Genomic DNA, 24,699 nt, shown 5'->3' with positions numbered 1-24,699 from the left:
GATGGCGACAAAACAATTACCAACTAGAGAAAGCTTACCAGTAGAAATGACGTGGGATTTAACGCCAATTTTTGCTGATGACCAAGCTTTTGATACGGCATTTGCTGCTTTAAAAGAAGAATTAAAACAAGCTGATCACTATAAAGGTACCTTACAAGAAGGCGCAACTGCCTTTTTACAGGCATTGGAATTTTGCTTGGATATTTATCGAAAATTGGAAACGCTCTATGTTTATAGTCATTTAAAAAATGATCAAGATACGGGAAATACCGTTTACCAAGGTTTATATGCTCGTGCTAGTAGCCTATTCGCAGAAGCAAGTGCAGCAGTTTCTTGGTTTGAACCAGAAGTTTTAACATTGTCAGATGAACAAATTTGGTCTTATTTTGATCAAGAACCAAAATTAGCCATTTATCGTCACTATATTAAACAAATGGTAGACAATCGCGCCCATGTCCTACCAGCAGAACAAGAGGAATTACTAGCTGGTTCAAGTGAAATCTTTGGTGCCGCTGATGATATTTTTTCAGTTTTAAATAATGCAGATTTAGTTTTTCCTACAATTGAAGGTAGCGATGGTGAAAAAATTCAACTTTCCCATGGTGTATATGGTCAATTAATGGAATCAACGGATCCTGCTGTCCGTAAAGCGGCTTTTGAAGGCCTATATAGTGTTTATAAACAATTTCGTAATACATTTGCTCAAACATTGAGTTCTCATGTAAAAGGACATAATTTTAAAGCAAAAGTGCGAAAATACGCTTCAGCAAGAGAAGCTTCCCTTAGCAATAATCATATTCCAGAGAGCGTTTATGACACATTAGTAGAAGTAGTCAATCAACACTTGCCATTACTCCATCGTTATGTCGCATTGCGTAAAAAATTATTGGCAACTGACACACTGCATATGTATGATATGTATACACCAATTTTAGGTGAAGCACCGATTAAGTATACGTATGAACAAGCGGTAGAAAAAGCTAAAGAAGCATTAAAAATTATGGGACCTGAATATAATGACATTGTGGCAAAAGCTTTTAGTAGCCGCTGGATTGATGTAATTGAAAATAAAGGAAAACGTAGTGGCGCGTATTCTTCTGGGGCCTATGATACCGCACCATATATTTTAATGAATTGGCATGATACACTGGATCAACTATTTACTTTAGTTCATGAAATGGGACATAGTGTTCACAGCTATTTTACGCGTAGTAACCAGCCCTTTGTTTATGGGGATTACTCTATTTTCTTAGCAGAAATCGCCTCAACTACAAATGAAAATATTCTAACAGAATATTTGTTAGAAACAGAAAAAGATCCAAAAGTACGGGCATATATTTTAAATCATTATTTAGACGGTTTTAAAGGAACGATTTTCCGGCAAACACAATTTGCTGAATTTGAACATTTTATTCATACTGAAGATGCTAAAGGTATTCCTTTGACTAGCGAATATTTAAGTGATTATTATGGGGAATTAAATGCAAAATATTATGGTCCTGAAGTAGAAAAAGATGACGAAATAAAACTAGAGTGGTCGCGTATTCCACATTTTTACTATAATTATTATGTCTATCAATACGCGACTGGTTTTTCTGCAGCTTCTTCTTTAGCAAAGAAAATATTAGCCAAAGAAGATGGTGCATTAGATCATTACTTAAATTACTTAAAAGCAGGGAATAGCGACTATCCAATTGAAGTGATGAAAAAAGCTGGCGTTGATATGACAAAAGCGGACTATATTGAAGATGCAATGAAGATGTTTGAACAACGCTTGACTGAATTAGAAGCTTTAGTTGAAAAATTATAAAACATAAGCGTAAAAAAAAGACTTGGATAAAACCAAGTCTTTTTTACATTAATTTCAAATGTTTACTGTCGTGGGAGATACGTCGTTCATTTTTTCGTTGCAAGTAGCCATCGATATGGAAAATTTGGTAATTTTCTTTGTCAACCTGACAAAGGCGAGGAATATCAGCTAAAGCTTCTTCTCCTTCTAATAAAACACCATAATCTCTTTCGCAAGCATAATTGTAAACTACAGCTGAAGGATGGGTGGTAATGCCCATTTCCCGAGCGGTATTTTGATCTTCTTGAAATAATGTTTTGACCAAGTCGCTGCGACGATCTTCTTCAAACATTTCCAAATCACCACCAACTGCCTCAACTAAAGAAAGAACAAGTTCTTGTGTGTATTCTTTTTTCTTACACGCTACTTCTTCTTGCATCTGCATTAAAAATTTCCGTGCTTTTTTCTTGCCTTGTAGTTGGAGAGCTTTGGCATCTAAAGCAGCGGCGTAGGTATTTTCAAAAAGTTTATTGCGGGCTTCAATATCATGTTTTGGGATGTTGTAACGTTTCATCACGTCAGTTATCGTTTGCATATTAACCAAAGGCATCAGCCGAAATTGGATTTTTTGTTCTGATGTTTGTACGAAATTCAACAGGCGCTTTTCTGAGCTTAAACAGATGGCCCCTAAAGGATTGACAAACAAATAAATTTCAATCACCTAAATCTCCTCCAACAATTTGAGTCGTTTCTAGCTACTTCAACTTAGCAGAAACGTAGAAAAAATGAAAATAAACAGTTTTTAGCTTTGCATTTTTTTAAGACTCCGGCTAATTTTATTTTCAGCAGGTAGATAAGGAAGGTTCAATTCTTCTGATAATTGATCAAAAGCTGCCTTACCTGTTTTTATATCTTTTACTTCTAATTCCAATTCAAAATCATGACCACTTTTGCCATAAAAACTTTCATCTAGAGCTAGTAAACCAGCGTTAATTGGAAACTCAGCACGCTTTGTCGTGAGCTGACTAATGATATGTAATTGCGTAATCGCAACATCTAAAGTGGCTAATTTTTTTTCGACAGGTCCATTTTTAGGGACTTGTTGTAGTTTTACGTAATTTTGCGCCTCAGTTGGGGTTAATCTTTCAGTTGTTTCTAAGAGGCCTTCTTTTTGAGGTGTTTTTAATGTTACTTCAGCATATTCAGGCAAGAGGCGGATTCTTAAACCGGCATTTGCCTTTTTTAATTTTTTATCTGGTGTATCAAAATAGCAATTTGTTTGCTGCGTGATATGTTCAGCTGTAACGTGATAGTACGTCATAATACGTTTGAAATCACGAGCACTTACCATTGTTTTAAATTCAATCTCAGTTGATTGACTCATAATAATCCCTCACTAGTTTACGTGTTCAACTGCGAAACTGCAAGTTTAAGCCTGGGAAAAATGACAATCTTTTAATCAGAAAACGGGGAATTGCAAAAAATTGATAAAATTTAGCAAAACATGATAAAAAAGCGGTTTAATTCTAATTTTAAAAGAGGATTCCGAACTTTTAGACTTACAGGGGTTCAATTTGTTCACGTCTATAATTTATCGATTTCCTATTTTGCCATAAAATGACAATATACGCAATTTATACGCTAGAATAGTTGGAATATTTTTTCAATTTGAAGAGATAAAGATTTATGCCGGTTTATGGTAAAATGACAATGGTATGTATTAAAGAAAATTGAGGGATGATTATGGATCGAGATTGGGATAAATTTTTAGCACCTTATGAGCAAACCGTATCAGAGTTAAAAGTAAAATTGCGGGGAATTCGCAAACAATTTCGCGAACAAAATCAACATGTACCCATTGAATTTGTGACTGGACGGGTAAAACCGGTAGAAAGTATTATTACGAAAAGTCAGATACGTCATATTCCGATGGAACGATTGGAAGAAGAAATGTCTGATATTGCGGGATTAAGAATTATGTGTCAATTTGTGGAAGATATTCACCAAGTTGTGCAATTATTACGTAACCGCAAAGATATGAAAGTGATTATTGAAAGAGATTATATTACGAATAAAAAAGCTAGTGGTTATCGTTCTTACCACCTAGTGATTGAATATCCGGTTCAATTAGTAAATGGTGAAAAAATTATTTTAGCAGAAATTCAAATTCGAACGCTCGCAATGAATTTTTGGGCAACGATTGAACATTCTTTAAATTATAAATATCAAGGGGCTTTTCCCGAAGAAATGAAAATTCGCCTGCAGCGTGCAGCAGAAGCGGCGTATCAACTCGATGAAGAAATGTCAACGATCCGGGAAGAAATTCAAGAAGCGCAACGTTTGTTTTCTCATGGCCGGGGCAAATCAGATGACAGCTATTATCAAGCTTCGATTGATCGGGAGGAGACGTAATGCCATTAAAAGTCGCTATCGTTTCAAATCACGGTCTTCAGTCGGAAAAAACCGAGCGCCAGTTGCGCAAGTTGCTGGCTGAAAATGAGATTACAATTGATCAAGGACACCCTGAAATTGTCCTTTCTATTGGTGGCGATGGGACCTTACTTTCAGCGTTTCATCGCTATAATCATTTACTAGACCAAGTGAGTTTTTTAGGGGTTCACACTGGCCACTTGGGTTTTTATACTGATTGGCGTGATTATGAAATACCAGAACTTGTAGCCAGTCTAAAAGAAAATCGTGGTCAAAGTATTAGCTACCCATTACTAGATATTCGAATTGAATATCAAGATGATAAACCAGCAAAGCACTTTTTGGCATTAAATGAATCGACAATTAAACGGGGCAATCGCACGATGGTTGCGGATGTTTATTTAAAAGGAGAACTTTTTGAACGTTTCAGAGGCGATGGGCTATCCATTTCAACGCCAACTGGTTCAACAGCCTATAATAAAAGTGTCGGAGGAGCTGTTTTACATCCCAGCATTAACGCAATTCAATTAGCGGAAATTGCTTCTTTAAATAATCGTGTGTTTAGAACATTAGGTTCACCTTTAGTGATTTCTGCTGATGAATGGATGGAAATACGCCTACAAGATAGTAACGACTATATGATTACTGTCGATCAATTAGATATTCAAAAAGATCATATTAAATCAGTTTATTACAAGATTGCCAGTGAGCGAATTCACTTTGCTTCTTTTCGGCATATGGATTTTTGGCACCGAGTAAAAGATGCTTTTATTGGAGAAGATTAGACCTTTATGAAATTTACGTATCATTATCAAAAAGAGACCATCCAGCAGTTAAAATATTTTTTAAAAGAGCAGGGCATTTCAAAAGGATTGTTGGCAAAAATTAAGTTTCAAGGTGGCTTAATTTTAGTCAATGATAAACGGGAAAATGTCTTGTATTCTTTGCGGCCAAATGATAGGGTTACTATTGTCGTGCCAGATGAAAAAGAACATGAAACAATGCTTGTAGATAAAACACCCATTGCTATTGTTTATGAAGACGAGCATCTTTTAATCGTCAATAAACCAGCGGGAGTTGCTTCAATTCCAGCGCAATATCATCCCAATGGCACGATGGCAAATCGCGTGAAGTATTATTATAAGTCAAAAAATTATAAAGATCAGGTCATACATGTGGTTACTCGTTTAGATCGGGATACTACTGGGTTAATGTTGTTTGCTAAACACGGTTTTGCTCATGCCCAGTTAGATCGCCAGTTGCGCCAAAAGGAAGTCGAAAAAAGATACCAAGCACTCGTTTCCGGCAACATTGACCAGCTAGCAGATCACGGTATGATTACATTGCCGATTACGCGGGATTTAAGTTCTTTATTAAAACGTAAAGTTGCCAAAGATGGGCAAATGGCGCAAACGGAATATTGGTTGTTGAAACATAACGCGAATATAGCGTTAGTGGATATTAAACTTCATACTGGCCGAACCCATCAAATTCGCGTGCATTTTAGTGGTATCGGCTCTCCTTTATTAGGTGATGACTTATATGGCGGTCTAATGACTGCTGGCATTACGCGCCAGGCGTTACATTGTTATAAGTTATCATTTAATCATCCTTTTAGTGGTGAACGGTTAACTTTTACCTTAGCTTTACCTGAAGATATGACACAGGTAGTTCAAAATATTTAAGAATGCGTGGTGAGTGTGAGTGGATGAAAATTTAGAACTGGAAGAACGCTTTGCTGAATTAAAACAGGCTTTACTTAAAGATGACATGCAAAGGTTCAGAGAACCTTTCTTAGAAATGCACATATACGAACAGGGGCAGTTCTATCAGTCCCTCACCAGTGAAGAACGCCATCGTATGTATGGCTATTTGTCGCCAAAAGAGTTGGCGGATATGTTTGATGTAATTGAAGAAGATGACGAACATATGACTGATTATCTGTTTGAAATGCGTCCTGGGTATGCCGCTGCTATGTTAGCGGAAATGTATACCGATAACGCAGTTGACTTATTAAATACGCTTGATAAAAAAGCGGTCAATAAATATTTAAGTCTAATGGATAAAGAAGATGCCAGTGAAATTAAAGAACTACTTCATTATGAAGATGATACCGCTGGTTCGATTATGACGACCGAGTTTGTCTCGATTGTTGCCAATCAAACAGTACGTTCTGCTATGTATGTGTTAAAAAATGAAGCAGATGTAGCAGAAACGATTTATTATATTTATGTGGTCGATCAAGAAAATCATTTAGTGGGTGTTATTTCATTAAGAGATTTAATTGTTAATGAAGATGATACTATGATTCAAGATGTGATGAGTGAACGGGTGATTTCAGTCCACGTAGGCGATGACCAAGAAGACGTGGCCCAAACGTTTCGGGATTATGATTTTTTGGCATTACCTGTTACAGATTATGATGATCATTTATTAGGGATCGTTACTGTCGATGATATTATTGATGTCATTGATGATGAAGCAGCAAGTGATTATTCAGGTTTAGCTGGGGTCAATGTTGAAGAGGTTTCTGAAAACCCTGTGAAGGCTGCTAGTAGACGATTACCGTGGTTAATCACGTTATTATTCTTGGGGATGGCCACAGCCACATTAATTTCTCATTACGAAGAGCTGGTGAGTGAAGCGAGTATTTTAGCGGTTTTTATTTCACTTATTACAGGAACTGCCGGTAATGCTGGTACTCAATCTTTAGCCGTTGCAGTAAGACGCTTAGCGATAAATGATGATAAAGAAAATAGTTTTGTTAAAACCGTTGTCAGTGAAATTTTAACCGGTTTGGTGACCGGATTTATTACGGGGTTAACTATTTTTATCATTGTTGCCATCTGGAAACACAATCCAATTCTTGGTTTTGTCATTGGGATGGCCATGATGTGTGCCATTACGGTCGCTAATTTAGCTGGTAGTTTTATTCCAATGTTAATGGATAAACTAGGTTTTGATCCCGCTGTTGCAAGTGGACCATTTATTACGACTTTAAGTGATTTAACCAGTGTTTTGATTTATTTTAATATTGCTAGTCTTTTTATGCAGTATTTCATTGCTTAAAAAACCCAAACGAAAGTATCGCTTTTATTTTTCCAGTTTACAGTGGGAAAAGTAAAGGATATGATCGTTTGGGTATTTTTTATAGCTATAGTGATTTTGTCTTACAGAGCCAAATGGGCCGTATCGCTTTTTATTACTCTAAAAAGCGTTGTTTATAAGCTTCATATTCTTCTGGTGTAATCAGTCCTTCATCTAGTGCTTTTTTACGTTCCTTTAACTTTTCAAAATTTGTTTCGGTTGTTAATGGGACGCTTTTTGCAGCAGTAGACTCTTGTCGCATTTGACGGGCTCGTTTGGCGCTAGTAATCCCATCCATTACGCCATCTTGCATGTCGCTTTTACTATCTTCTAATAATTTGGCGATGGCAAAAACGGTTTTTTTAGTCCAAAAAATACTAAAAACTTCACGAAAGCTCTCAATTCGAACTGAACCCCAAAAAATGCGTGTATTAGGATTAATAGTATTAATATTGTTCAAAGGGATACTTTTGTAATCGTGGTTAAAAGGTACCCAGCGTGCAAAAATAAGACGACCGGCATCTGTAATCGCATAGGCATGAAATCCTTTGCAATCAAAGTAACGCACTTTTCCTGTTTGTTGGGCTCTAATTCGCTCTTCAAAATCCTGCTGATCTTCGCCAGTTAAGGGTTTAAAATTTTCAAGATCTTCGGGATGATGACGCCCGATAAAACTTGCAATCACTTCCTCATCTTTTCCTAAGGCGGCTTCGATTAGGCTAAAGTGTTTGCGTTGTAACCAACCACCCAAAAATGGCGTAATATTCTGACCTAATTTATGGTTACGGGCATAGGCGTACATGGCATCAGCTTTTTTCATAGACGCTCCTTTCTAGCTTTGAACGATGTTTTATTCTTTATAACGTAGTGTAAAAAATTGTCCTTTAACTAAGACGTACAATTTTTGTTCCGTGCGCTTCATTAACGCTTAAAGTTGTTACAACTTCATCTACATTATCTGCGGTAATACCAGCTCCTGGTAAAATGATAATACGATCATTGGCATACGCAATTAACTCTTGTAAGTAAGAAAGATTTTCTGAAATTGGTGTTCCACTCGGGCCGCCATGGGTTAAGATACGGTCAACACCATGAGCAATTAACCAATCAATTGCTTCAAATTGGCGTTCTTTTACCAGAGCGTCAAAAGCCATGTGAAAGGTAATTTGTAATCCTTCAGCAGTCTCAATCAATAATTCTAAAGCTTCTTCATCAAGCCAACCACTAGGAGTTAAGCAGCCAAATACGACGCCGTCTGTTCCCATTTTTTTTGCCTCGATTAAATCAGTATGCATAATTTTTAATTCAGTGTCATTGTAAATAAAATCGCCACCTCTTGGACGAATCATGGTCATCACCGGAATGTTTTTTTCGCCAGCATAACTAAGTGTTTCTTCGATTACACCAGTACTTGGTGTGGTGCCTCCTACGGCTAAATTGTCACATAATTCAATTCGTTTAGCTCCAGCATGAATAGCAGCAGGAATATTTGTAAAATTTTCGGCACAAAATTCTTTAATCATAATGGTCTCCTTTTATAAATTAATCTGAAACAAGAGCGAATTTGTTTTCATGTAGTATTTTATCACAGCCTTGTGTTAAAGTAGAGTAGCGAAAAACGACAGTAGCTATTAGCTAGAGGAAAGTAAGCGAGGAAATAGTATGTTGAAAAAAATTGACTGGGGTAAACAATTTGTGGCAAAAAATAGTCACTTATTTTTATGCCCCTTATGCCAAAGCCAAATGAGTGCCTCACCGGCAGGACTGGTCTGCCAAACGGGACATCGATTTGATGTTTCAAAAAAAGGTACGTTGTATTTTCTTAAAAAAAATATTCACAGTGGCTATGATCGTAAACTGTTTACCGCCAGACGGCAGTTAATAAAAGCCGGAATGTATGATGGTTTGTTACAAAAGATTAGGGAATATATTCCAACAAATACGACAGTTTTAGATGTGGGGTGTGGTGAAGGTAGTTTTTTTAATAATCTTGCAATGGAAAAAAATCTTACCGGTATTGGATTTGATATCGCGAAAGATGGGGTTTATCTGGCCACAGAGCAACCAGAACCTTTATTTTGGTGTGTTGCAGATTTAACGCGCTTACCTTTTGGACCGCAAGTTTTTGATTGTGTTTTGAATTTATTTACCCCTTCAAATTACAGTGAATTTAAACGTGTTTTAAAATCAGATGGTACCCTTATCAAAGTCGTTCCCCGCAGTGGTTATCTAAAAGAATTACGACAAGCTTTTTATCCCGATGACAAAAAGAAACAACATTATGAAAATAAGGAAGTCATTCAACATTTTAAAGAACAATTTAAGCTTTTAAAACACCATGAAATAACGTATAGCTTTGATGTTTCAGTAGAAAACCAACTTGCATTGTTAGAGATGTCTCCTTTAGAGTGGGGCGTTTCGGTAACGCAAAAAGAGCAAGTTGCCCAGAAACCATTAAATAAAATTACAATTGATTTAGACTTGCTAATTGGAAAAGAAAATTGAAACTTTTGTGACTTTTTTCGGATAAAACTGTTGCATTATTTATATAAGAGTGATATATTACAAACAAGTCATTTTTCATTGGTTTTTATCAGGTTCCTGTTCTGATAAAAGTTAGTGAAAAGAACTTCACTAACGTAGCGACTCGCAGTGATTAACACCGAGCCGATACGTTCTTTTTTTGCACTTTTTTTACAAATATATTTACTGAAAGTGCTATAGTAAGAGAGAATAATTGCCTTTTTATAAAGCATAAATAAATCGGAAACTAAAAGGAGTAATAAAGTTGAATCATATTGTTTTGTTTGAACCTCAAATCCCCGCCAATACTGGCAATATCGCGCGTACTTGCGCTGCCACCAACACACCACTACATTTAATTGAACCTTTAGGCTTTTCTACTGATGACAAGCACTTAAAACGAGCAGGGTTAGATTACTGGCACGATGTGAATATTACTTACCACAAAGATTTGGCATCATTTTTAGATTATTTAGGTGAGCGTCGTCTTTACTTAATCACAAAATTTGCCAATCAAGTTTACAGTGAAGTGGATTATACCGCCGATGAAGAAATTTTCTTAATGTTTGGTAAAGAAACAACCGGATTACCCGAAGAATTCATGCGGGAAAATGCGGAAAAATGTTTACGTATTCCAATGAACGATACCCACGTACGCTCGTTGAATCTGTCTAATACTGCTGCTTTGGTTATTTACGAAGCATTACGGCAGCAAGGATTTCCTGACATGGAATTAAGTCACCACTACGAAAATGATAAATTAGATTAAATTTTACCTACTCACAATTAAAGGAGCTTTTGTCATGGAGTTATATTTTACCCGTCATGGTAAAACTATGTGGAATAATGAACGACGTTTTCAAGGTGCAAAAGGAGATTCGCCATTACTTGCAGAGAGTTTAGCCGAGATAAAATTATTGGGGCAACAGTTAAAGGATATTCCATTTGAAAAAATATATGCCAGTACGGCCCCTAGAGCGATGAAAACTGCACAAGGGATTTTGGAGCAGTTACGCTATAAACCTGAAATTATTTATAATGATGGGTTAAAAGAACTTGGTCTAGGAGAGTTAGAAGGACAGCTGATTGATGAAATGTCTCAGCGTTATCCAGTGGAATTACACAATTTACGTCATCATTTGGATCGTTATGACCCGAGTGTTTTTGGCGGAGAAACAATTGAAGATGCTTTGGCACGCATTGAAACTGTTGTTTGTGATGCTGCGATGCAAAATAAGGGCCCACTTTTATTTGTCGGCCATGGTGCCTCTTTGACTGCCGCTATTCAGTGGTTAGCAGGTAAGCCCCTTGCTGAATTACGAGAAATGGGTGGTTTAGTCAATAATAGTTTAAGCATTTTAACGACGAAAGAACCGGAAAATTTAACACCATTTGAATTAATTAAATGGAATGATGCGAGCTTTTTAGGCGATCAAAGTAGTTTAGACGCTTTATTATAGAAAGGAGCCGGTTTGGCATGGAAGAACGAAATTTTGTCAGCGGAACTGTCGCGGCAATCTTTTTTGAAAATCCCGGCAATTTTTATAAGGTTATGTTAATCGATATCGCAGAAACCAATACTGAATATAAAGAACCTCAAATTGTGGTAACAGGTTCATTTGGTGATATTAGTGAAGATACTTTATATCAATTTTATGGTGACTTAGTGGAACATGCCCGCTATGGTCTGCAATTTCAAGTAGAGAGTTATTCTCAAAATCAACCGACTTCTGAAAATGGGTTGATTAATTATTTTGCCAGTGAAAAATTTCCCGGTGTAGGACCCAAAACGGCAGAAAAAATTGTGACTACATTAGGAGTAGATGCAATCAAAAAAATCGTCGCTGATGCTTCTGTTTTGGAAAGTATTGCCGGCTTAACTGAAAAGAAACAACAACAGATTGCTGAAATCGTTCGTGCCAACCAAGGAATGGATGAAATTGTCGTCGGATTATCTCAATATGGTTTTGGTAGCCAGCTTTCCTTTGCAATTTACCAGATGTATCATAGTCAGGCTTTGAGTATTATTGAAGAAAATCCGTATCAGTTGGTAGAAGACATTGATGGAATTGGCTTTAAAAAGGCGGATCAATTAGCGGAACAATTAGGTATTGCCGCTACGAGCGAAAAACGATTGCGGGCAGCTGTTTTACATCAAGTTTTTCAAAGTTCGCTCCAAAGCGGGGATACGTATATTGAAGCAAATCGGTTATTAGATGAAACGTTGCATCTTTTGGAAAAAAGTCGTCCGGTAGAAATTAATCCAGAACAACTAGCAGATGTGATTATTGCTTTGACCGAAGAAGATAAAATTCAACAAGAAGCAACACGCATTTATGAAAATAGTTTGTATTTTGCTGAAATTGGCATTGCAAGCTCGATTCAGCGCATGTTAAAACGCAAAAAAGAAATTAAGTATCCTGAAAAGACAATTGATAAAAAATTAGCCGCTTTAGAAAAAGACTTAGGCATCCAATATGGGACCTCTCAAACAGAAGCGATTAAGGCTGCTTTAGCTTCACCATTATTTATTTTAACAGGGGGCCCTGGGACAGGGAAAACGACGGTTATTAATGGCATCGTCCAATTATTTGCTGAATTAAATGATTTAAGCTTGGATCCGTTAGACTACACCCAAGAAGTCTTTCCTATTTTATTAGCAGCACCAACTGGACGGGCTGCAAAACGGATGAATGAAACAACCGGGCTTCCTAGTGGGACGATTCATCGTCTTTTAGGCTTAACAGGAAGAGAAAAAGCCGGTGAAATGGAAATCAATGAATTAGCTGGTGGCTTACTAATTGTCGATGAAATGTCAATGTTAGACACTTGGCTGGCCAATTCATTACTAAAAGCGATTCCTAACAATATGCAAGTTATTTTTGTTGGTGATAAAGATCAGCTTCCTTCTGTTGGTCCAGGTCAAGTCTTACATGATTTACTGGCGATTAAAGAAATCCCACAGCGGGAGCTGACGGATATTTATCGTCAAGGAGATGGCTCGACCATTATTTCTTTAGCCCATGAAATAAAAAATGGTCATCTTCCGGCTGATTTTACACAAAACAAAGCAGACCGTTCTTTTTTTCCTTGTCATGCCCAACAAATTGAACCTTTGATTGCTCAAATCGTAACCAAAGCCAAAGCAAAAGGATTTACCGCCCAGGATATTCAACTGTTAGCACCGATGTATCGGGGACCAGCTGGTATTGACGCATTAAATAAAATGATGCAAGAAATTTTTAATCCCAATGATGGCTCAAAAAAAGAAGTTTCGTTTCACGACCAAGTTTATCGCATTGGAGACAAAGTTTTGCAGTTAGTGAATTCGCCAGAAGATAACGTCTTTAACGGTGATATGGGACAAATTGTCGGCATTATTTTAGCCAAAGACAGTGAAGATAAGGTGGATGAACTAGTTATTCAATTTGATGCAAATGAAGTCACGTATAAGCGTAATGATTGGCAAAAAATTACATTATCTTATTGTTGTTCCATTCATAAATCACAAGGTAGTGAATTTGAAATGGTCATCTTACCAATGGTCTATCAATACCAACGCATGTTACAGCGCAATTTACTTTATACCGCTGTTACCCGCAGTAAAGACAAACTAATCTTATTAGGGGAAAGTCAAGCGTTTCAAACTTGTGTGGCAAATCAATCCGCGAATCGTTTAACGACTTTAACACAAAGGATAGAGGTCTTAACTACTTCTAAAGTAGCTGATTTAAGCACAACAGAACCAAGTGAACCAAGTGAAAAAACTAAGGCCGCTGTTTCAGCTGAAAATCAAAAACAACATCAGCCCTTAACTTATGAAACCGAAATTTCTTTAACCGCTGATGCTGTTAGTAAAACTTCAGCGAATAATTTAGTCGAAGAAAATGATTCAACTAAAGAAAATTTAGCAGCAGATTTGCCACTTCGTTTTATTTTAACTAAAAAAATGGTTCGGGAAAACGCCATTGATCCATTGATTGGAATGGAAGGGTTAAGCCCAATGGATTTTATGTAACCGCAAAAATTTTTGCTAGTAAATATAAATCGGTAAGACAGAATACGCAAACTATCTTTATGCCATTAAGGCTAAGGTAGTTTGCGTATTTTTATAGTTAAAATTTTATTCAGGATAATACCAAATCAGTTGAGGTTTAGTAGCAAAGGTAATATCAAAAGGACGAGAACCCATCACTTCGCCATCAGCTTGACCATATTCTGGCACTGTGGAAACGATGCGCAGTTTATGACCACTATAATGATGATAATGTTTTGAAGTCGTTAATTTATTGGTGATGAGGCGCACAATTAAGCCTAAAATTTTAATCATCGAAATTCTTTCCACTACCACCAAATCGAGATTATCTTTACGAGCGTTAGCCATTGGGGCAATTGCCACTCCGCCTCCAAAATATGGATGATTTGTGGTAGTACATAAAAAAGCTTTTTTAAATGTATGTTCTTCACCATTTACTTCTAATAAAATGGGAAATCCCTTTTGAGTAAACAAGACTTTTACAATTGAAGCAATATAGGCAAAAGAGCCAAGATTATATTTGTTTAAAGTCTTTTTGGTCAAAGAATCATTAGTAGCTGCGACAATGGCGGCATCTAAGCCAATCCCGACGTTATTAATGACTAAGCCTTTTTCATTTTGAATTTTTTCATCATAGGTCAAAGTATTAATAATTTGTGGTTCTTTAGCCCGTTGAATCGCCCAAAAAGCTTTTTGCGGATCTTTTGGCAGTTTAATGCCACGGGCAAAATCATTACCAGAGCCCCCAGGAATATAACTCACAGGAAACTCTTTATTCATGCGATAAAATTGATTTAGAACTTGATGTAAGGTCCCGTCGCCACCAATCACAACTAATAAAGGATAAAGTTTATCTTCATAAGCAGCTTTTATCTCATCGTTCCAACCGACTAAACGAGAAAGTGCCAGATCTTCTGCTATTTTGGCTTCGTGACCAGCATATTGGGTATAATGGCTTTCATAACTCATCTGTTGTTCCGCTAATAAATTTTGAATAATCTCACCGGTTTTTTTTCCATTGCCTTCACCAGAGACTTGATTAATCAAGAGTATGTAATGAAATTTCACAATTTTTTGCTCCTCTTTTACACTTAATGTTCCATATTTTAACAGAAAAAACTGAGGAGGGAAAAGAAAAAAGCGCACAAAAAAAGATCTAGTGAGTTTTTTTGTGAAGGTGTTGCTGTCTTTGTTGCTTTTTTGTCTACTTATTAAGGTTCTGATGTCCACTTAATAAATCTTAACTCACTAGACCCTATTCAATTAGTAAGGAGTAACTCAAATTCCCACATCCTTTAGCAATTTTTTAAGTCTCATAACAATTCTCTGTTGTGTAGAACCTACATCGTCTACGTTACTGGGAATTCCTATGACCCCTTACACCTATTTTATACCATATTTCAATAGAATTTGCAAGCGTTTTCTTTTAAGTGACTTCTGGATTGTGCTGTCATTTTTTCTTTTAATAAAAGCTAGTTTTATTGGTGAGTCTTTATTAAAAAAGACTGGTCAAATGTAAGTAATGCAGGTAAAATAGAACAAGTTGCAAATAATCTTAAAAAATTACTTGTAGCTATCGCGGTTCATCAACCATCCCGCGTCATCAAAACTCGGAGAAAGAAGGAAAAATTTGTGCAAATGAGTAAAAGTAACACCAATGTCAAAGTTTTGGCGGTAAATGCGGTTGTGGCGGCTTTATATGTGGCACTTTCTTTAGTTACCCCGTTTTCAGCCGGTCCGATTCAATTTCGGATTTCTGAAAGTTTAAATCACCTAGTCGTTTTTAACCGAAAATATTTATGGGGAATCTTTTTAGGTGTCATCATTTATAATGCATTATTTGGTTATGGCATGATGGATGTCCTTTTTGGTGGGGGACAAACTCTACTGGCATTGACATTAACGAGTCTTTTGCAAAATAAAGTAAAAGATAAAAAGATTTTGTTAGGCTGCAATATTGCCTTTTTCACTTTTAGTATGTTTTTAATTGCTATTATGTTGATGATTACGGCTGATTTGCCATTTTGGCCAACGTATTTGACAACGGCTATAAGTGAGTTAATTATTATGTCTATCTCTGCGCCGATTATGATGTGGTTAGACAATCGTCTGCACTTTACTAAACAACTATAAAAAATGACTTGGGAATCTTCCCAAGCCATTTTTTTATTCTGCGGCTGTTAAATCTTCTAATTCAACAACTTTGAAATTTTTACTTTCGAGATGACTAATAATTTTATCGCAAACAACTTTATCGGTTTTAGCAGGTAATGTGATGAGTGTTCGACGAATAAACTCATCTTTACCAATATCTAATGTGATACAGCTAGCAATGCTACTGTATTTTGCGATAATTTTACTAATTGCGGCTAAATCACCTTGTTTACCGGTTGAAGCAATTGTTAAAACGTAACTGCCTTGATCAACGCTCCAAGATTGCGATAACATATTCAATAGTGAGCTGTGGGTTAAAATACCATAAAATTCATTATTTTCGTTTAACACCGCAATATAAGGTAATTCTTTAATAGTGAAAAAGACTTTGAAAAAAGAAGAATTTACATAAATAAATTTTGTCGCATTTTTAAGTAAATGAGTGACAGGTAAATTCATATCGCCGCCGTTTGCTTTGTGACGATAAATATGCATTTTATAAATGTTTCCCCGGAAAATCTTTTCATTTTCATCTAGTATTGGCACACAACGGTAACCAGAATCTTCCAAAATTTCTAATGCCTCTGCTAATGTTGCTGTTTCTTTGACGGTGGTCAAATCTCTTTTTTTATACACCATGGTTTTTAGTAGCATAACAAACCCTCCATTATCTCCAATTTAACAAATTTATCATATCATATTCTTTCAAAAAAGACATAGCTGGTTAGCTTCATTGACAGTCAGAAAAAAACATGCTAAGTTAAAGTGTACTTTTGTAAACAAATCAGTCTATGAAATAAAAGCTGATATAAAAGTGTGATCAATTTGAAGGAGGCCATAAAGATGGGTGCGAAAAAAGCCGCTTTAGCCTGCTCCGTTTGCGGATCTCGTAACTACACAAAATCTGTGAGTGAAGGGAAAAAAGGCGAACGTTTGGAGATTAATAAATTCTGTAAATATTGCAATCAATATACATTGCATCGAGAAACCAAATAGGAGGCAGCAGGCATGAAATTTTTACGTAGTGTAGTAGATGAAATGAAAAATGTGACGTGGCCGACAAAGGCACAGTTACGCAAAGATACACTGGTTGTTATTGAAACATCTTTGATTTTTGCCGCGATGTTCTTTGTGATGGATACCGCAATCAAGAGTATCTTCGGCTGGATTTTAAAATAAATTAACTAGCTGAACAATGTAAAAAATGCTATAATAGCTAAGAAGAAAAAACTTCGGGCAACTGAGGTTTTTTTATTTTAGACAAAAGGAGCCAAACAAATGGAATCATTTGAAAGAAACTGGTATGTGCTACACACGTATTCGGGTTATGAAAACAAAGTCAAAGCAAATATTGAATCACGGGCACAAAGTATGGGTATGGGCGATTTTATTTTTCGTGTTGTTGTCCCAGAAGAAACTGAAAAAGAATTGAAGAACGGCAAAGAAAAAGAAGTTGTTCATAAAACTTTTCCAGGCTACGTCTTAGTGGAAATGGTTATGACTGATGAATCGTGGTATGTCGTGCGAAATACACCTGGTGTTACCGGTTTTGTCGGCTCCCATGGTGCCGGAAGTAAACCTGCACCTTTACTACAAGAAGAAATCAATCATATTTTGCGTTCAATTGGTATGAGTACACGAACAAGTGATTTGGAAGTTAATGTTGGGGATACTGTTAAGATTATTGAAGGTGCCTTTGCTGGCTTAGAAGGCCAAGTGGCTGAAATCGATGATGAAAAACAAAAATTAAAAGTAAATATCGATATGTTTGGACGAGAAACAAGTACCGAATTAGATTTTGAACAAGTGGATAGTCTATCTTAATATCTTTAAACTTTTGAGGCTGTGACATGGCTATGTCACAGTCTTTTTTTGTAAAAATCTTTTTTTGTGAGAGGATGACGATATAATTAATTCTGGTTTTACTTTTTATATGGTTATAACCAGTTAAAAGTTGAAAAAAATACCTGATAAATTATGAAATTTGTTTTTTATTTTAAAGAGAACAGCTTAAATTTACTTGTTTTATCAGATTTACCGCTGCTATTTTAAAGTTCAAATTTTTTCTTGACAGAAAATGTTAGCGCTTTTATAATTGGTTTGTGGTTACTACCAGATGAGTAACGTTTTAATTTGAAGGAGGCGATAAAATGATTGGTTGTTTATTAACTGGTCATGGTTCATTTGCACCGGGGCTTTATGGGGCTTTAAAGATGATTGCAGGTGAGCCGGATTTTTTTGAAGTCGTAGCTTTTACTGATGGTGAAAATATCGATGATTTTGAAATAAGGATTAAAAATGCAATCCAAACACTAAGCGATACTTGTGAAGGCGTTTTGGTTTTCAGTGATTTACTTGGTGGTTCACCATTTAAAACAGCGATGATTGCAGCGCAAGACTTTGAAAATGTTGAAGTTGTAGCTGGTGCCAATTTGCCGATGTTAATCGAAACAATTGGATTACGTTATGCCAGCACAGATTTAGCACAATTAGTAGAAGATGCTGTAACTGCAGGTCAGACTGGTGTGGTACATCCACAATTAGTTTTTCATGAAGAAGATGATGTAGAAGAAGAAGGGATTTAGCTTATGAATCTTTGGAACAGTATTCTAGGTGCTTCAATTGTGGTGTTAGTTTTTGTAATCGCTTTTGCTATTATTTATTATTTTATTGGTGCTCGCGGTATGAAATCACAAAAAGAGCACTTTAAAACATTGCACCAATCTCTAGCACCTGGTCAAGAAGTAAAATTTGCTAATGGTCTTTACGGTACCGTCAAAGTCATCAATCAAAAAAAAGAAACAGTTGATATTGAAGTGAAATCCGGCACAATCATTGAGGTTTCCCGGTATGCGATCTCAGAAATCGTGAAATAACGCTAAAAAACATACAAACGAAACTATTTTAGGAGGAATTATTATGTCAGAACCAAATATTTTATTAACACGCATCGATAACCGCTTAATTCATGGGCAAGTGGCAACACAATGGAACGGAACGTTAGGAGCTAATTTAATTTTAGTGGCCAATGATAAAGTTGCCGGAGACAAAGTACGCCAAGGTTTAATGGATATGGCAGCGCCAAGTGGTGTTCAAACACGGTATTTCTCGATCCAAAAAACGATCGATATCATCCATAAGGCTTCACCAAAGCAAAAGATTTTCATTATTGCTGAAAATCCAGAAGATGTTTTGAAATTAGTTGAAGGAGGCGTGCCAATTAAAAAATTAAATATTGGAAATATGCACATGGCAGAAGGAAAACGCCAAGTTGCTACCACTGTGGCCGTGGATGATGAAGATGTTGCAGCCTTTAAAAAATTGCAAGATTTAGGGGTGGAACTAGAAATACGTCGCGTACCAACAACAGCAGTAGAAGACAGTAGCAAACTATTCAACTAAGCGAGAGCTTAAGGAGGGAGTTTAAGAATGGATTATAATTTCATTCAGATCTTATTGGTCTTTTTGGTGACATTTATCGCCGCTATTGATCAATTCAGTTTCTTGGAATCATTATATCAACCAATTGTAACAGGTATGGTAATTGGTCTTATTTTAGGGGATTTACAAACAGGTTTAATCGTTGGTGGTACGTATCAGTTGATGACCATCGGGAATATGCCAGTTGGTGGAGCACAGCCACCTAATGCCGTTATCGGCGGAATTATGGCTGCCATTTTATCTATCACATTGAAATTAGAACCAACAGCGGCAGTTGCAACAGCAATTCCATTTTCATTATTAGGTCAATACGCTGTAACTTTGATTTTCTCTGCCATGTCACCTGTAATGTCAGTAGCAGATAATTATGCTCATGATGCCAATACTAAAGGAATTGACCGCATTAACTATTTAGCTATGGCAGCAATTGGTGCCATCTTTGGTTTAATCGTTGTCTTATTCTTTATCGGTGGTGCAACTTTTGGGGAACAAGTTGTTAGTGCAATTCCAGAATGGTTGATGAAAGGTTTATCAGCTGCTGGGGGCATGATGCGTTATGTCGGTTTTGCAATCTTATTAAAAGTAATGGTTTCTCGCGATATGTGGGGCTTTTACTTCATGGGCTTTGGTCTAGCAACAATCGTAATGGCAGCGCCAAGCTTGTCTGGTCCTGCTTTGATTATCTTGGCATTTATCGGTTTTGCGTTAGCTTTCTGGGATTACCAAATCCAATCTAAATTCAAAACTGCCACAGCCAATGCAAATGACTTCGGAGGTGACGAAGATGGCATATAATATTCCAGATACGTATCAAGATCAATCGGTGGGTGAAACACTTGATAAGAAAACATTGAATAAAATGGTTTGGCGTTCATTGTTCTTACAAGCATCTTTTAACTATGAACGGATGCAAGCTGGCGGTTGGTTGTACGGTATTTTACCAGGCTTGAAAAAAATCCATAAAAATAAAGATGACTTAGCCGCTTCTATGAGTCATAACTTGGAGTTCTTTAATACCCATCCATTTTTAGTAACGTTTGTAATGGGGATTGTTTTATCACTAGAACAAAATAAAGCAGATATTCCGACTATTCGGGCCGTTCGTGTGGCTGCAATGGGTCCTTTAGGTGGGATTGGGGATGCACTATTCTGGTTTACTTTGGTACCAATTACAGCTGGTATCACTTCCAATATGGCAATTAGCGGAAATGTAGCTGCACCATTCATTTTCTTGCTTGTTTTCAATATTGCTCAATTTGCATTGCGTTTCTTCTTAATGAATTGGTCATATAAACTTGGGACCGATGCAATTGGCATCTTAACAGAAAATGCCAAAGAGTTTACGCGGGCAGCAAGTATTTTAGGTATCTTCGTTGTTGGATCATTAACTTGTGTTTATGGTGCAACAAAAGTTGATGTTCAAATTCCAAATGGTGAAACAAATACTGTTCATTCGGTTACAACGGTTGTGCCGGCCGGAGAAGAACACAAGTATGATGAATATATTTATAAAAAAGATGAAAATGGTAAATTGACAGAAGATGTTCAAGATGCTGCTGAAGGCGAAAAAGCTTTAGGCGTTGTGAAATTACCTTCAGGCGATTTTGAAGTAACTTTTAATCGCAATGAAACGACTCCTGTAACCATTGATATTCAAAAAATCTTAGATGGTATTTTACCACAAATGATTCCACTAGCTATGACGTTACTTTTATACTTCTTATTATCAAAACGCGGCTGGACACCATTAAAATGTATCTTGTTGTTATTGGTAATCGGCTTAGTCGGATCTGGGTTTGGTATTTGGCCAAATATCTGGCCTTAAAAAACTTTGATAAATTATACCACTTATTCTCACATGATAAGTGGTATTTTTTTTACATGTGGTCTAGATGATTTGAAAAATATAAGCGCTTTATTTGTTGTTTTTATTGACTTGGACTTAAAAAGAAGATAAACTCATATTGTGGTAGTAACCAGTTGTGAGGAGGTATTCTATGACGCGTGCAAAAAAACAGCCTTTGTACGATCAACTTGTTGAATTATTAAAGGAAAAAATTGAAAACGAATACGAAGCCGATACAATGTTACCCTCTGAGCGAGAATTATCTGATCTTTATGGATTGAGTCGGACAACGGTTCGTTTAGCTTTACAAGAATTAGAAAAAATCGGCTATATTTATCGCCAGCACGGTAAGGGGACTTTTGTTTCTGATTTAAAAGACACTAGTGTCAATTTACAAGGAATGTATAGCTTTACCGAACAAATGAAAGCTTTAGGACGGACGCCTCATACCGCTGTCTTAGAATTTGAAAAAATTGAAGCCAATAAATTTTTGGCTAATCAGTTTAACGGCAAGCTAGGGATGAAGCTGATTAAAATGAAACGATTAAGAAGTGCAGATGGTGAACCGTTAATGTTAGAACGGACATATTTACCATTGAATAAATTTTTAAATTTGACCAAAGCAGATTTAGAGCATAAAGCACTTTATGATATTTTCAAAGAAGATTATCACGAGGTGGTCAAAGTGGCAGAAGAAGAACTTTTTGCTAACATTGCCCGACCAAAAGATGCGCCTTTTTTAGAAATTCGAGAAGGGGCTCCAGTATTGTCTTTAATGCGTAAAACATATAATCAAGCCAATGAAATCATTGAATTTACGTACAGTGTTGCCCGTGCAGATCAGTTTCGGTATAAAATTATTCATCAAAATACACAACAATAAAATTAAACGAGATATTCAAATGTTTAAAGGAGGATAAACATGTTTCAGTTTTCAACAGAAGAGCTAACAAAAATGGGAGCAGAAATCACTACTCGTGAAATTAAGCAACAGCCAGAATTATGGCAGGAAGCTTTTTCTTATTATAAAGAAAATATTGAACGGATAAATGCTTTTTTAACAGAAGTAAAAAAAGCGGCGGTGGGGAAAGTACGAATTGTCTTTACCGGTGCCGGAACTTCTCAATATGTTGGGGATACGATAAAACCTTATTTAAATAAAGTTGGAGATAGCCGTCATTTCATTTTTGAAAGTATTGGCACAACCGATATTGTCGCTTCTCCTGCGGAATACTTACACCCAGATGACTGGACGATTCTAGTTTCTTTTGCCCGTAGTGGAAACTCGCCTGAAAGTGTTGCGGCAGTGGATGTGGCTAATAAATATGTGAAAAACTTAAGACATATTACCATTACTTGTGCCCCCGAAGGACAATTAGCAAAAGCAGCCAGTGGCGATGAACATAATTTATTGTTAATGATGCCAGCTCACGCCAATGATCAAGGCTTTGCAATGACAGGCAGCTTTTCTTGCATGGCACTTACCGCGTTACTTTTATTTGATGAAAAAAATGATCTTGCGATAAAAGAAACGTATGTGAAGTCAATGGCAACACTAGGAAATGAGGCCATTGCTAGAGAAGATGAAGTACAAAAAATTGTTGATTTGGATTTTGATCGTATTGTTTATCTTGGTTCAGGCAGTTTGGCTGGTTTAACTAGAGAAGCTTCCTTAAAAGTCTTAGAACTTACGGCTGGTAAAATGGCGACCGTTTTTGATTCTTCAATGGGCTTTCGTCATGGTCCGAAATCTTTTATTAATGAAAAGACGATTGTGTTTGTGTTCGTTAATAACGATGACTATACGCGCCAATACGATGTCGATATTTTAGAAGAAGTTTATGCAGATAAAATTGCGCCTTCTGTTTTAGGGATTAGCCAAAAAAATAGCGAAAATAATTTTAGCGGTGCTAATTTTGTGTTTAACTCAAGTGAGGAGAAGTTACCTGATGGCTATGCTGCTTTGCCATTTTTAATGGTCGCACAAACAGTCTCACTTCTTTCTTCAATTAAAGTTGGCAATACGCCAGATACACCATCACCAACAGGAACAGTGAACCGTGTGGTAAAAGGTGTAACGATTCATCCTTTTGAAGCGTAAATCACTATGAATAAGTTTAAAAAGTTGTGACAAGGACCTTGTCACAGCTTTTTTATATACGTAAATTTAATGATTATTATAAGAGATAACACTAAGAGATTAAGGTAATTGGATAAGCTAGTACGCTAGGACATTAAGCTATAATCATATAAAATTCAAAGAGCGATTGATTGAAATTTTGATTTCTTGCCTGCAAGCTGAAGAACTGTAAACGTGCGGGGATGATAAAAATTCAATAAAAAAATAAGAATTTATTCTTTGTTTAAAAGACTGGCGTATAATGCAAGAAGAGGATGTGAGACGATGAAAAAATTGTTTATAATAGGGCTTTTTTTATTGGTTTTAGCTGGATGTGGGAATACTGCACAAACCTCTTCTAATTCTGCTCAAGCTAAGCCTGAAAAAAAGGAAGAGACAACCGTAGTAAAAAAAACAAAATCAGCTGTTCCCACTTTATTTATTCATGGCTACAGTGGCACTGAAAATTCTTTTGGCGGTATGTTAAAACGATTGGAAAAATCGGATATTGCTAAAAAAGAGGTGCTGATGAAAGTTTCACCAGCCGGAGAAGTTACGCTGATAGGACAGCTAAGTGGTAAAAAAGACAATCCCTTAATTCAGGTGTTGTTTGAAGATAACAAAAATAATGAATGGTCACAAACGGAGTGGTTGTATAATTGTTTAGCAACTTTAAAAAAAGCTGGCATTAATCAAGTGAATTTAGTTGGACATTCAATGGGTGGTGTTTCAGGGCTACGTTATTTGATGACTTATCCTAATGATGAAACGCAACCACAGATTTTAAAATTTGTGGCAATAGGCGCACCATTTAACGATTTTTTAGATGCCAGCGAGAGTCAATCTGTTGCAGACTTACTAAAAAATGGTCCCAATGAAGTTTCTAGCCGTTATCAAGATTATCAAAATTTAGTCGGCAATCTGGACCAAAAAATTCAAATATTGCTTTTGGCAGGACAACTGGATCAAAATAATTTTAGTGATGGTACCGTCCCCTTAACAAGCGCATTAAGTGTCAATGCCTTATTAAGTCAAACCAATAAAGTGACAAGTAAAATATTTTATGGTGCCAATGCCCAACATAGTCAGTTGCATGAAAATAAAGCGGTCGATCAGGCTGTGGCGAATTTTTTATGGCCGCAATAATAGAAGTTAAAAATAAGTTGTAATAGTAGTTGCTAGCTGCAACAATAAAAGAAATTTTACGAAAATTGTGGGTTAACTTTTTTAATCTCAGCTTACTAAGAAATGCTTTGAGCGAGTTGTTTATTTGA

General features: G+C 36.4%; 27 protein-coding genes. 21 read left to right on the top strand and 6 right to left on the bottom strand.

What is annotated here, in order from left to right; genetic code table 11:
• The first annotated feature begins 1 nt into the window (after position 1).
• Complete coding sequence (gene pepF / locus IGI65_RS13115) at positions 2-1,810, top strand: oligoendopeptidase F (RefSeq protein ID WP_438774314.1); 1,809 nt, start codon at positions 2-4, stop codon at positions 1,808-1,810.
• A gap of 43 nt (positions 1,811-1,853) precedes the next feature.
• Here pepF and IGI65_RS13110 read toward each other — a convergent pair whose 3' ends face one another.
• Complete coding sequence (locus IGI65_RS13110) at positions 1,854-2,510, bottom strand: DsbA family protein (RefSeq protein ID WP_438774313.1); 657 nt, start codon at positions 2,508-2,510, stop codon at positions 1,854-1,856.
• An 81-nt stretch (positions 2,511-2,591) separates the two neighbouring features.
• Positions 2,592-3,173: a CYTH domain-containing protein gene (locus IGI65_RS13105; protein ID WP_438774312.1), complete on the bottom strand. Its 582-nt coding sequence runs from the start codon at positions 3,171-3,173 to the stop codon at positions 2,592-2,594.
• A gap of 359 nt (positions 3,174-3,532) precedes the next feature.
• Between IGI65_RS13105 and IGI65_RS13100 the strand changes: the two genes are divergently transcribed.
• Genes IGI65_RS13100 through mgtE form a run of 4 tightly spaced genes read left to right on the top strand, consistent with a single transcriptional unit; the run spans position 3,533 to position 7,288 of the window.
• Complete coding sequence (locus IGI65_RS13100) at positions 3,533-4,201, top strand: GTP pyrophosphokinase (protein ID WP_071864506.1); 669 nt, start codon at positions 3,533-3,535, stop codon at positions 4,199-4,201.
• The gene (locus IGI65_RS13095; RefSeq protein ID WP_438774311.1) at positions 4,201-5,004 is read left to right on the top strand and encodes an NAD kinase; all 804 of its coding nucleotides are present in this window, start codon (positions 4,201-4,203) and stop codon (positions 5,002-5,004) included. Before IGI65_RS13100 ends, IGI65_RS13095 begins: the two co-directional genes overlap by 1 nt.
• A gap of 6 nt (positions 5,005-5,010) precedes the next feature.
• A complete protein-coding gene (locus IGI65_RS13090; RefSeq protein ID WP_438774310.1) occupies positions 5,011-5,904 on the top strand; it encodes an RluA family pseudouridine synthase in 894 nt (297 codons plus the stop codon).
• Positions 5,905-5,923: 19 nt separating this feature from the next.
• On the top strand, positions 5,924-7,288 hold the full coding sequence (mgtE, locus tag IGI65_RS13085) for a magnesium transporter (protein ID WP_438774309.1): 1,365 nt from the start codon (positions 5,924-5,926) through the stop codon (positions 7,286-7,288).
• 133 nt (positions 7,289-7,421) lie between these two features.
• Here the strand turns inward: mgtE and IGI65_RS13080 are convergent, their stop codons facing one another.
• A complete protein-coding gene (locus IGI65_RS13080; RefSeq protein ID WP_438774308.1) occupies positions 7,422-8,126 on the bottom strand; it encodes a hypothetical protein in 705 nt (234 codons plus the stop codon).
• A 64-nt stretch (positions 8,127-8,190) separates the two neighbouring features.
• Positions 8,191-8,829: a copper homeostasis protein CutC gene (locus tag IGI65_RS13075; RefSeq protein WP_438774307.1), complete on the bottom strand. Its 639-nt coding sequence runs from the start codon at positions 8,827-8,829 to the stop codon at positions 8,191-8,193.
• Positions 8,830-8,968: 139 nt separating this feature from the next.
• Between IGI65_RS13075 and IGI65_RS13070 the strand changes: the two genes are divergently transcribed.
• The 4 genes from IGI65_RS13070 (at position 8,969) to recD2 (ending at position 13,847) form a co-directional block, all read left to right on the top strand.
• On the top strand, positions 8,969-9,811 hold the full coding sequence (locus tag IGI65_RS13070; RefSeq protein ID WP_438774306.1) for a methyltransferase domain-containing protein: 843 nt from the start codon (positions 8,969-8,971) through the stop codon (positions 9,809-9,811).
• A 283-nt stretch (positions 9,812-10,094) separates the two neighbouring features.
• On the top strand, positions 10,095-10,598 hold the full coding sequence (trmL, locus tag IGI65_RS13065) for a tRNA (uridine(34)/cytosine(34)/5-carboxymethylaminomethyluridine(34)-2'-O)-methyltransferase TrmL (protein ID WP_071864513.1): 504 nt from the start codon (positions 10,095-10,097) through the stop codon (positions 10,596-10,598).
• A gap of 34 nt (positions 10,599-10,632) precedes the next feature.
• Positions 10,633-11,289: a histidine phosphatase family protein gene (locus IGI65_RS13060; protein WP_438774305.1), complete on the top strand. Its 657-nt coding sequence runs from the start codon at positions 10,633-10,635 to the stop codon at positions 11,287-11,289.
• 17 nt (positions 11,290-11,306) lie between these two features.
• Entirely contained in the window at positions 11,307-13,847 is a 2,541-nt protein-coding gene (gene recD2, locus IGI65_RS13055) for an SF1B family DNA helicase RecD2 (RefSeq protein ID WP_438774304.1), read from the top strand.
• A 105-nt stretch (positions 13,848-13,952) separates the two neighbouring features.
• Here recD2 and IGI65_RS13050 read toward each other — a convergent pair whose 3' ends face one another.
• Positions 13,953-14,933, bottom strand: coding sequence for a diacylglycerol/lipid kinase family protein (locus tag IGI65_RS13050; protein ID WP_071864516.1), 981 nt, complete (start codon positions 14,931-14,933; stop codon positions 13,953-13,955).
• Between the two features lie 570 nt (positions 14,934-15,503).
• Between IGI65_RS13050 and IGI65_RS13045 the strand changes: the two genes are divergently transcribed.
• The gene (locus IGI65_RS13045; protein WP_438774439.1) at positions 15,504-15,998 is read left to right on the top strand and encodes a QueT transporter family protein; all 495 of its coding nucleotides are present in this window, start codon (positions 15,504-15,506) and stop codon (positions 15,996-15,998) included.
• Between the two features lie 33 nt (positions 15,999-16,031).
• Here the strand turns inward: IGI65_RS13045 and cbpA are convergent, their stop codons facing one another.
• Positions 16,032-16,673, bottom strand: a complete 642-nt coding sequence (gene cbpA / locus IGI65_RS13040; protein WP_071864517.1) for a cyclic di-AMP binding protein CbpA — start codon at positions 16,671-16,673, stop codon at positions 16,032-16,034.
• Positions 16,674-16,862: 189 nt separating this feature from the next.
• Here cbpA and rpmG point away from each other — a divergent pair, with 189 nt between their 5' ends.
• The 11 genes from rpmG (at position 16,863) to IGI65_RS12985 (ending at position 24,571) form a co-directional block, all read left to right on the top strand.
• Positions 16,863-17,015 carry a 50S ribosomal protein L33 gene (rpmG, locus tag IGI65_RS13035; protein ID WP_016171295.1) on the top strand — a complete coding sequence of 51 codons (153 nt, stop codon included), beginning with the start codon at positions 16,863-16,865 and terminating at the stop codon, positions 17,013-17,015.
• A gap of 12 nt (positions 17,016-17,027) precedes the next feature.
• On the top strand, positions 17,028-17,198 hold the full coding sequence (secE, locus tag IGI65_RS13030; RefSeq protein ID WP_071864518.1) for a preprotein translocase subunit SecE: 171 nt from the start codon (positions 17,028-17,030) through the stop codon (positions 17,196-17,198).
• Between the two features lie 99 nt (positions 17,199-17,297).
• Positions 17,298-17,843, top strand: a complete 546-nt coding sequence (gene nusG, locus IGI65_RS13025; RefSeq protein ID WP_071864519.1) for a transcription termination/antitermination protein NusG — start codon at positions 17,298-17,300, stop codon at positions 17,841-17,843.
• Between the two features lie 326 nt (positions 17,844-18,169).
• Positions 18,170-18,604 carry a PTS sugar transporter subunit IIA gene (locus IGI65_RS13020; protein ID WP_438774303.1) on the top strand — a complete coding sequence of 145 codons (435 nt, stop codon included), beginning with the start codon at positions 18,170-18,172 and terminating at the stop codon, positions 18,602-18,604.
• A 3-nt stretch (positions 18,605-18,607) separates the two neighbouring features.
• Positions 18,608-18,895 carry a preprotein translocase subunit YajC gene (gene yajC / locus IGI65_RS13015; protein WP_071864521.1) on the top strand — a complete coding sequence of 96 codons (288 nt, stop codon included), beginning with the start codon at positions 18,608-18,610 and terminating at the stop codon, positions 18,893-18,895.
• Between the two features lie 43 nt (positions 18,896-18,938).
• Entirely contained in the window at positions 18,939-19,421 is a 483-nt protein-coding gene (gene agaV / locus IGI65_RS13010) for a PTS N-acetylgalactosamine transporter subunit IIB (RefSeq protein WP_071864522.1), read from the top strand.
• 27 nt (positions 19,422-19,448) lie between these two features.
• Positions 19,449-20,255 carry a PTS mannose/fructose/sorbose/N-acetylgalactosamine transporter subunit IIC gene (locus tag IGI65_RS13005; protein WP_016171301.1) on the top strand — a complete coding sequence of 269 codons (807 nt, stop codon included), beginning with the start codon at positions 19,449-19,451 and terminating at the stop codon, positions 20,253-20,255.
• Positions 20,245-21,285: a PTS system mannose/fructose/sorbose family transporter subunit IID gene (locus tag IGI65_RS13000; RefSeq protein WP_071864523.1), complete on the top strand. Its 1,041-nt coding sequence runs from the start codon at positions 20,245-20,247 to the stop codon at positions 21,283-21,285. The genes IGI65_RS13005 and IGI65_RS13000 overlap by 11 nt, the downstream gene beginning before the upstream one ends.
• Before the next feature lie 172 nt (positions 21,286-21,457).
• On the top strand, positions 21,458-22,189 hold the full coding sequence (locus IGI65_RS12995) for a GntR family transcriptional regulator (RefSeq protein WP_438774302.1): 732 nt from the start codon (positions 21,458-21,460) through the stop codon (positions 22,187-22,189).
• Between the two features lie 39 nt (positions 22,190-22,228).
• Positions 22,229-23,407, top strand: coding sequence for an SIS domain-containing protein (locus IGI65_RS12990; protein WP_438774301.1), 1,179 nt, complete (start codon positions 22,229-22,231; stop codon positions 23,405-23,407).
• A gap of 303 nt (positions 23,408-23,710) precedes the next feature.
• Complete coding sequence (locus IGI65_RS12985) at positions 23,711-24,571, top strand: alpha/beta fold hydrolase (RefSeq protein WP_438774300.1); 861 nt, start codon at positions 23,711-23,713, stop codon at positions 24,569-24,571.
• The last annotated feature ends 128 nt before the right edge of the window (positions 24,572-24,699 follow it).

This window comes from Enterococcus sp. DIV0755b, from assembly GCF_051713765.1.
GTDB classification, from domain to species: domain Bacteria; phylum Bacillota; class Bacilli; order Lactobacillales; family Enterococcaceae; genus Enterococcus_C; species Enterococcus_C canintestini.
Note: the sequence above shows the minus strand (reverse complement) of the source record. Positions and strands in the feature narration are given on the sequence as shown.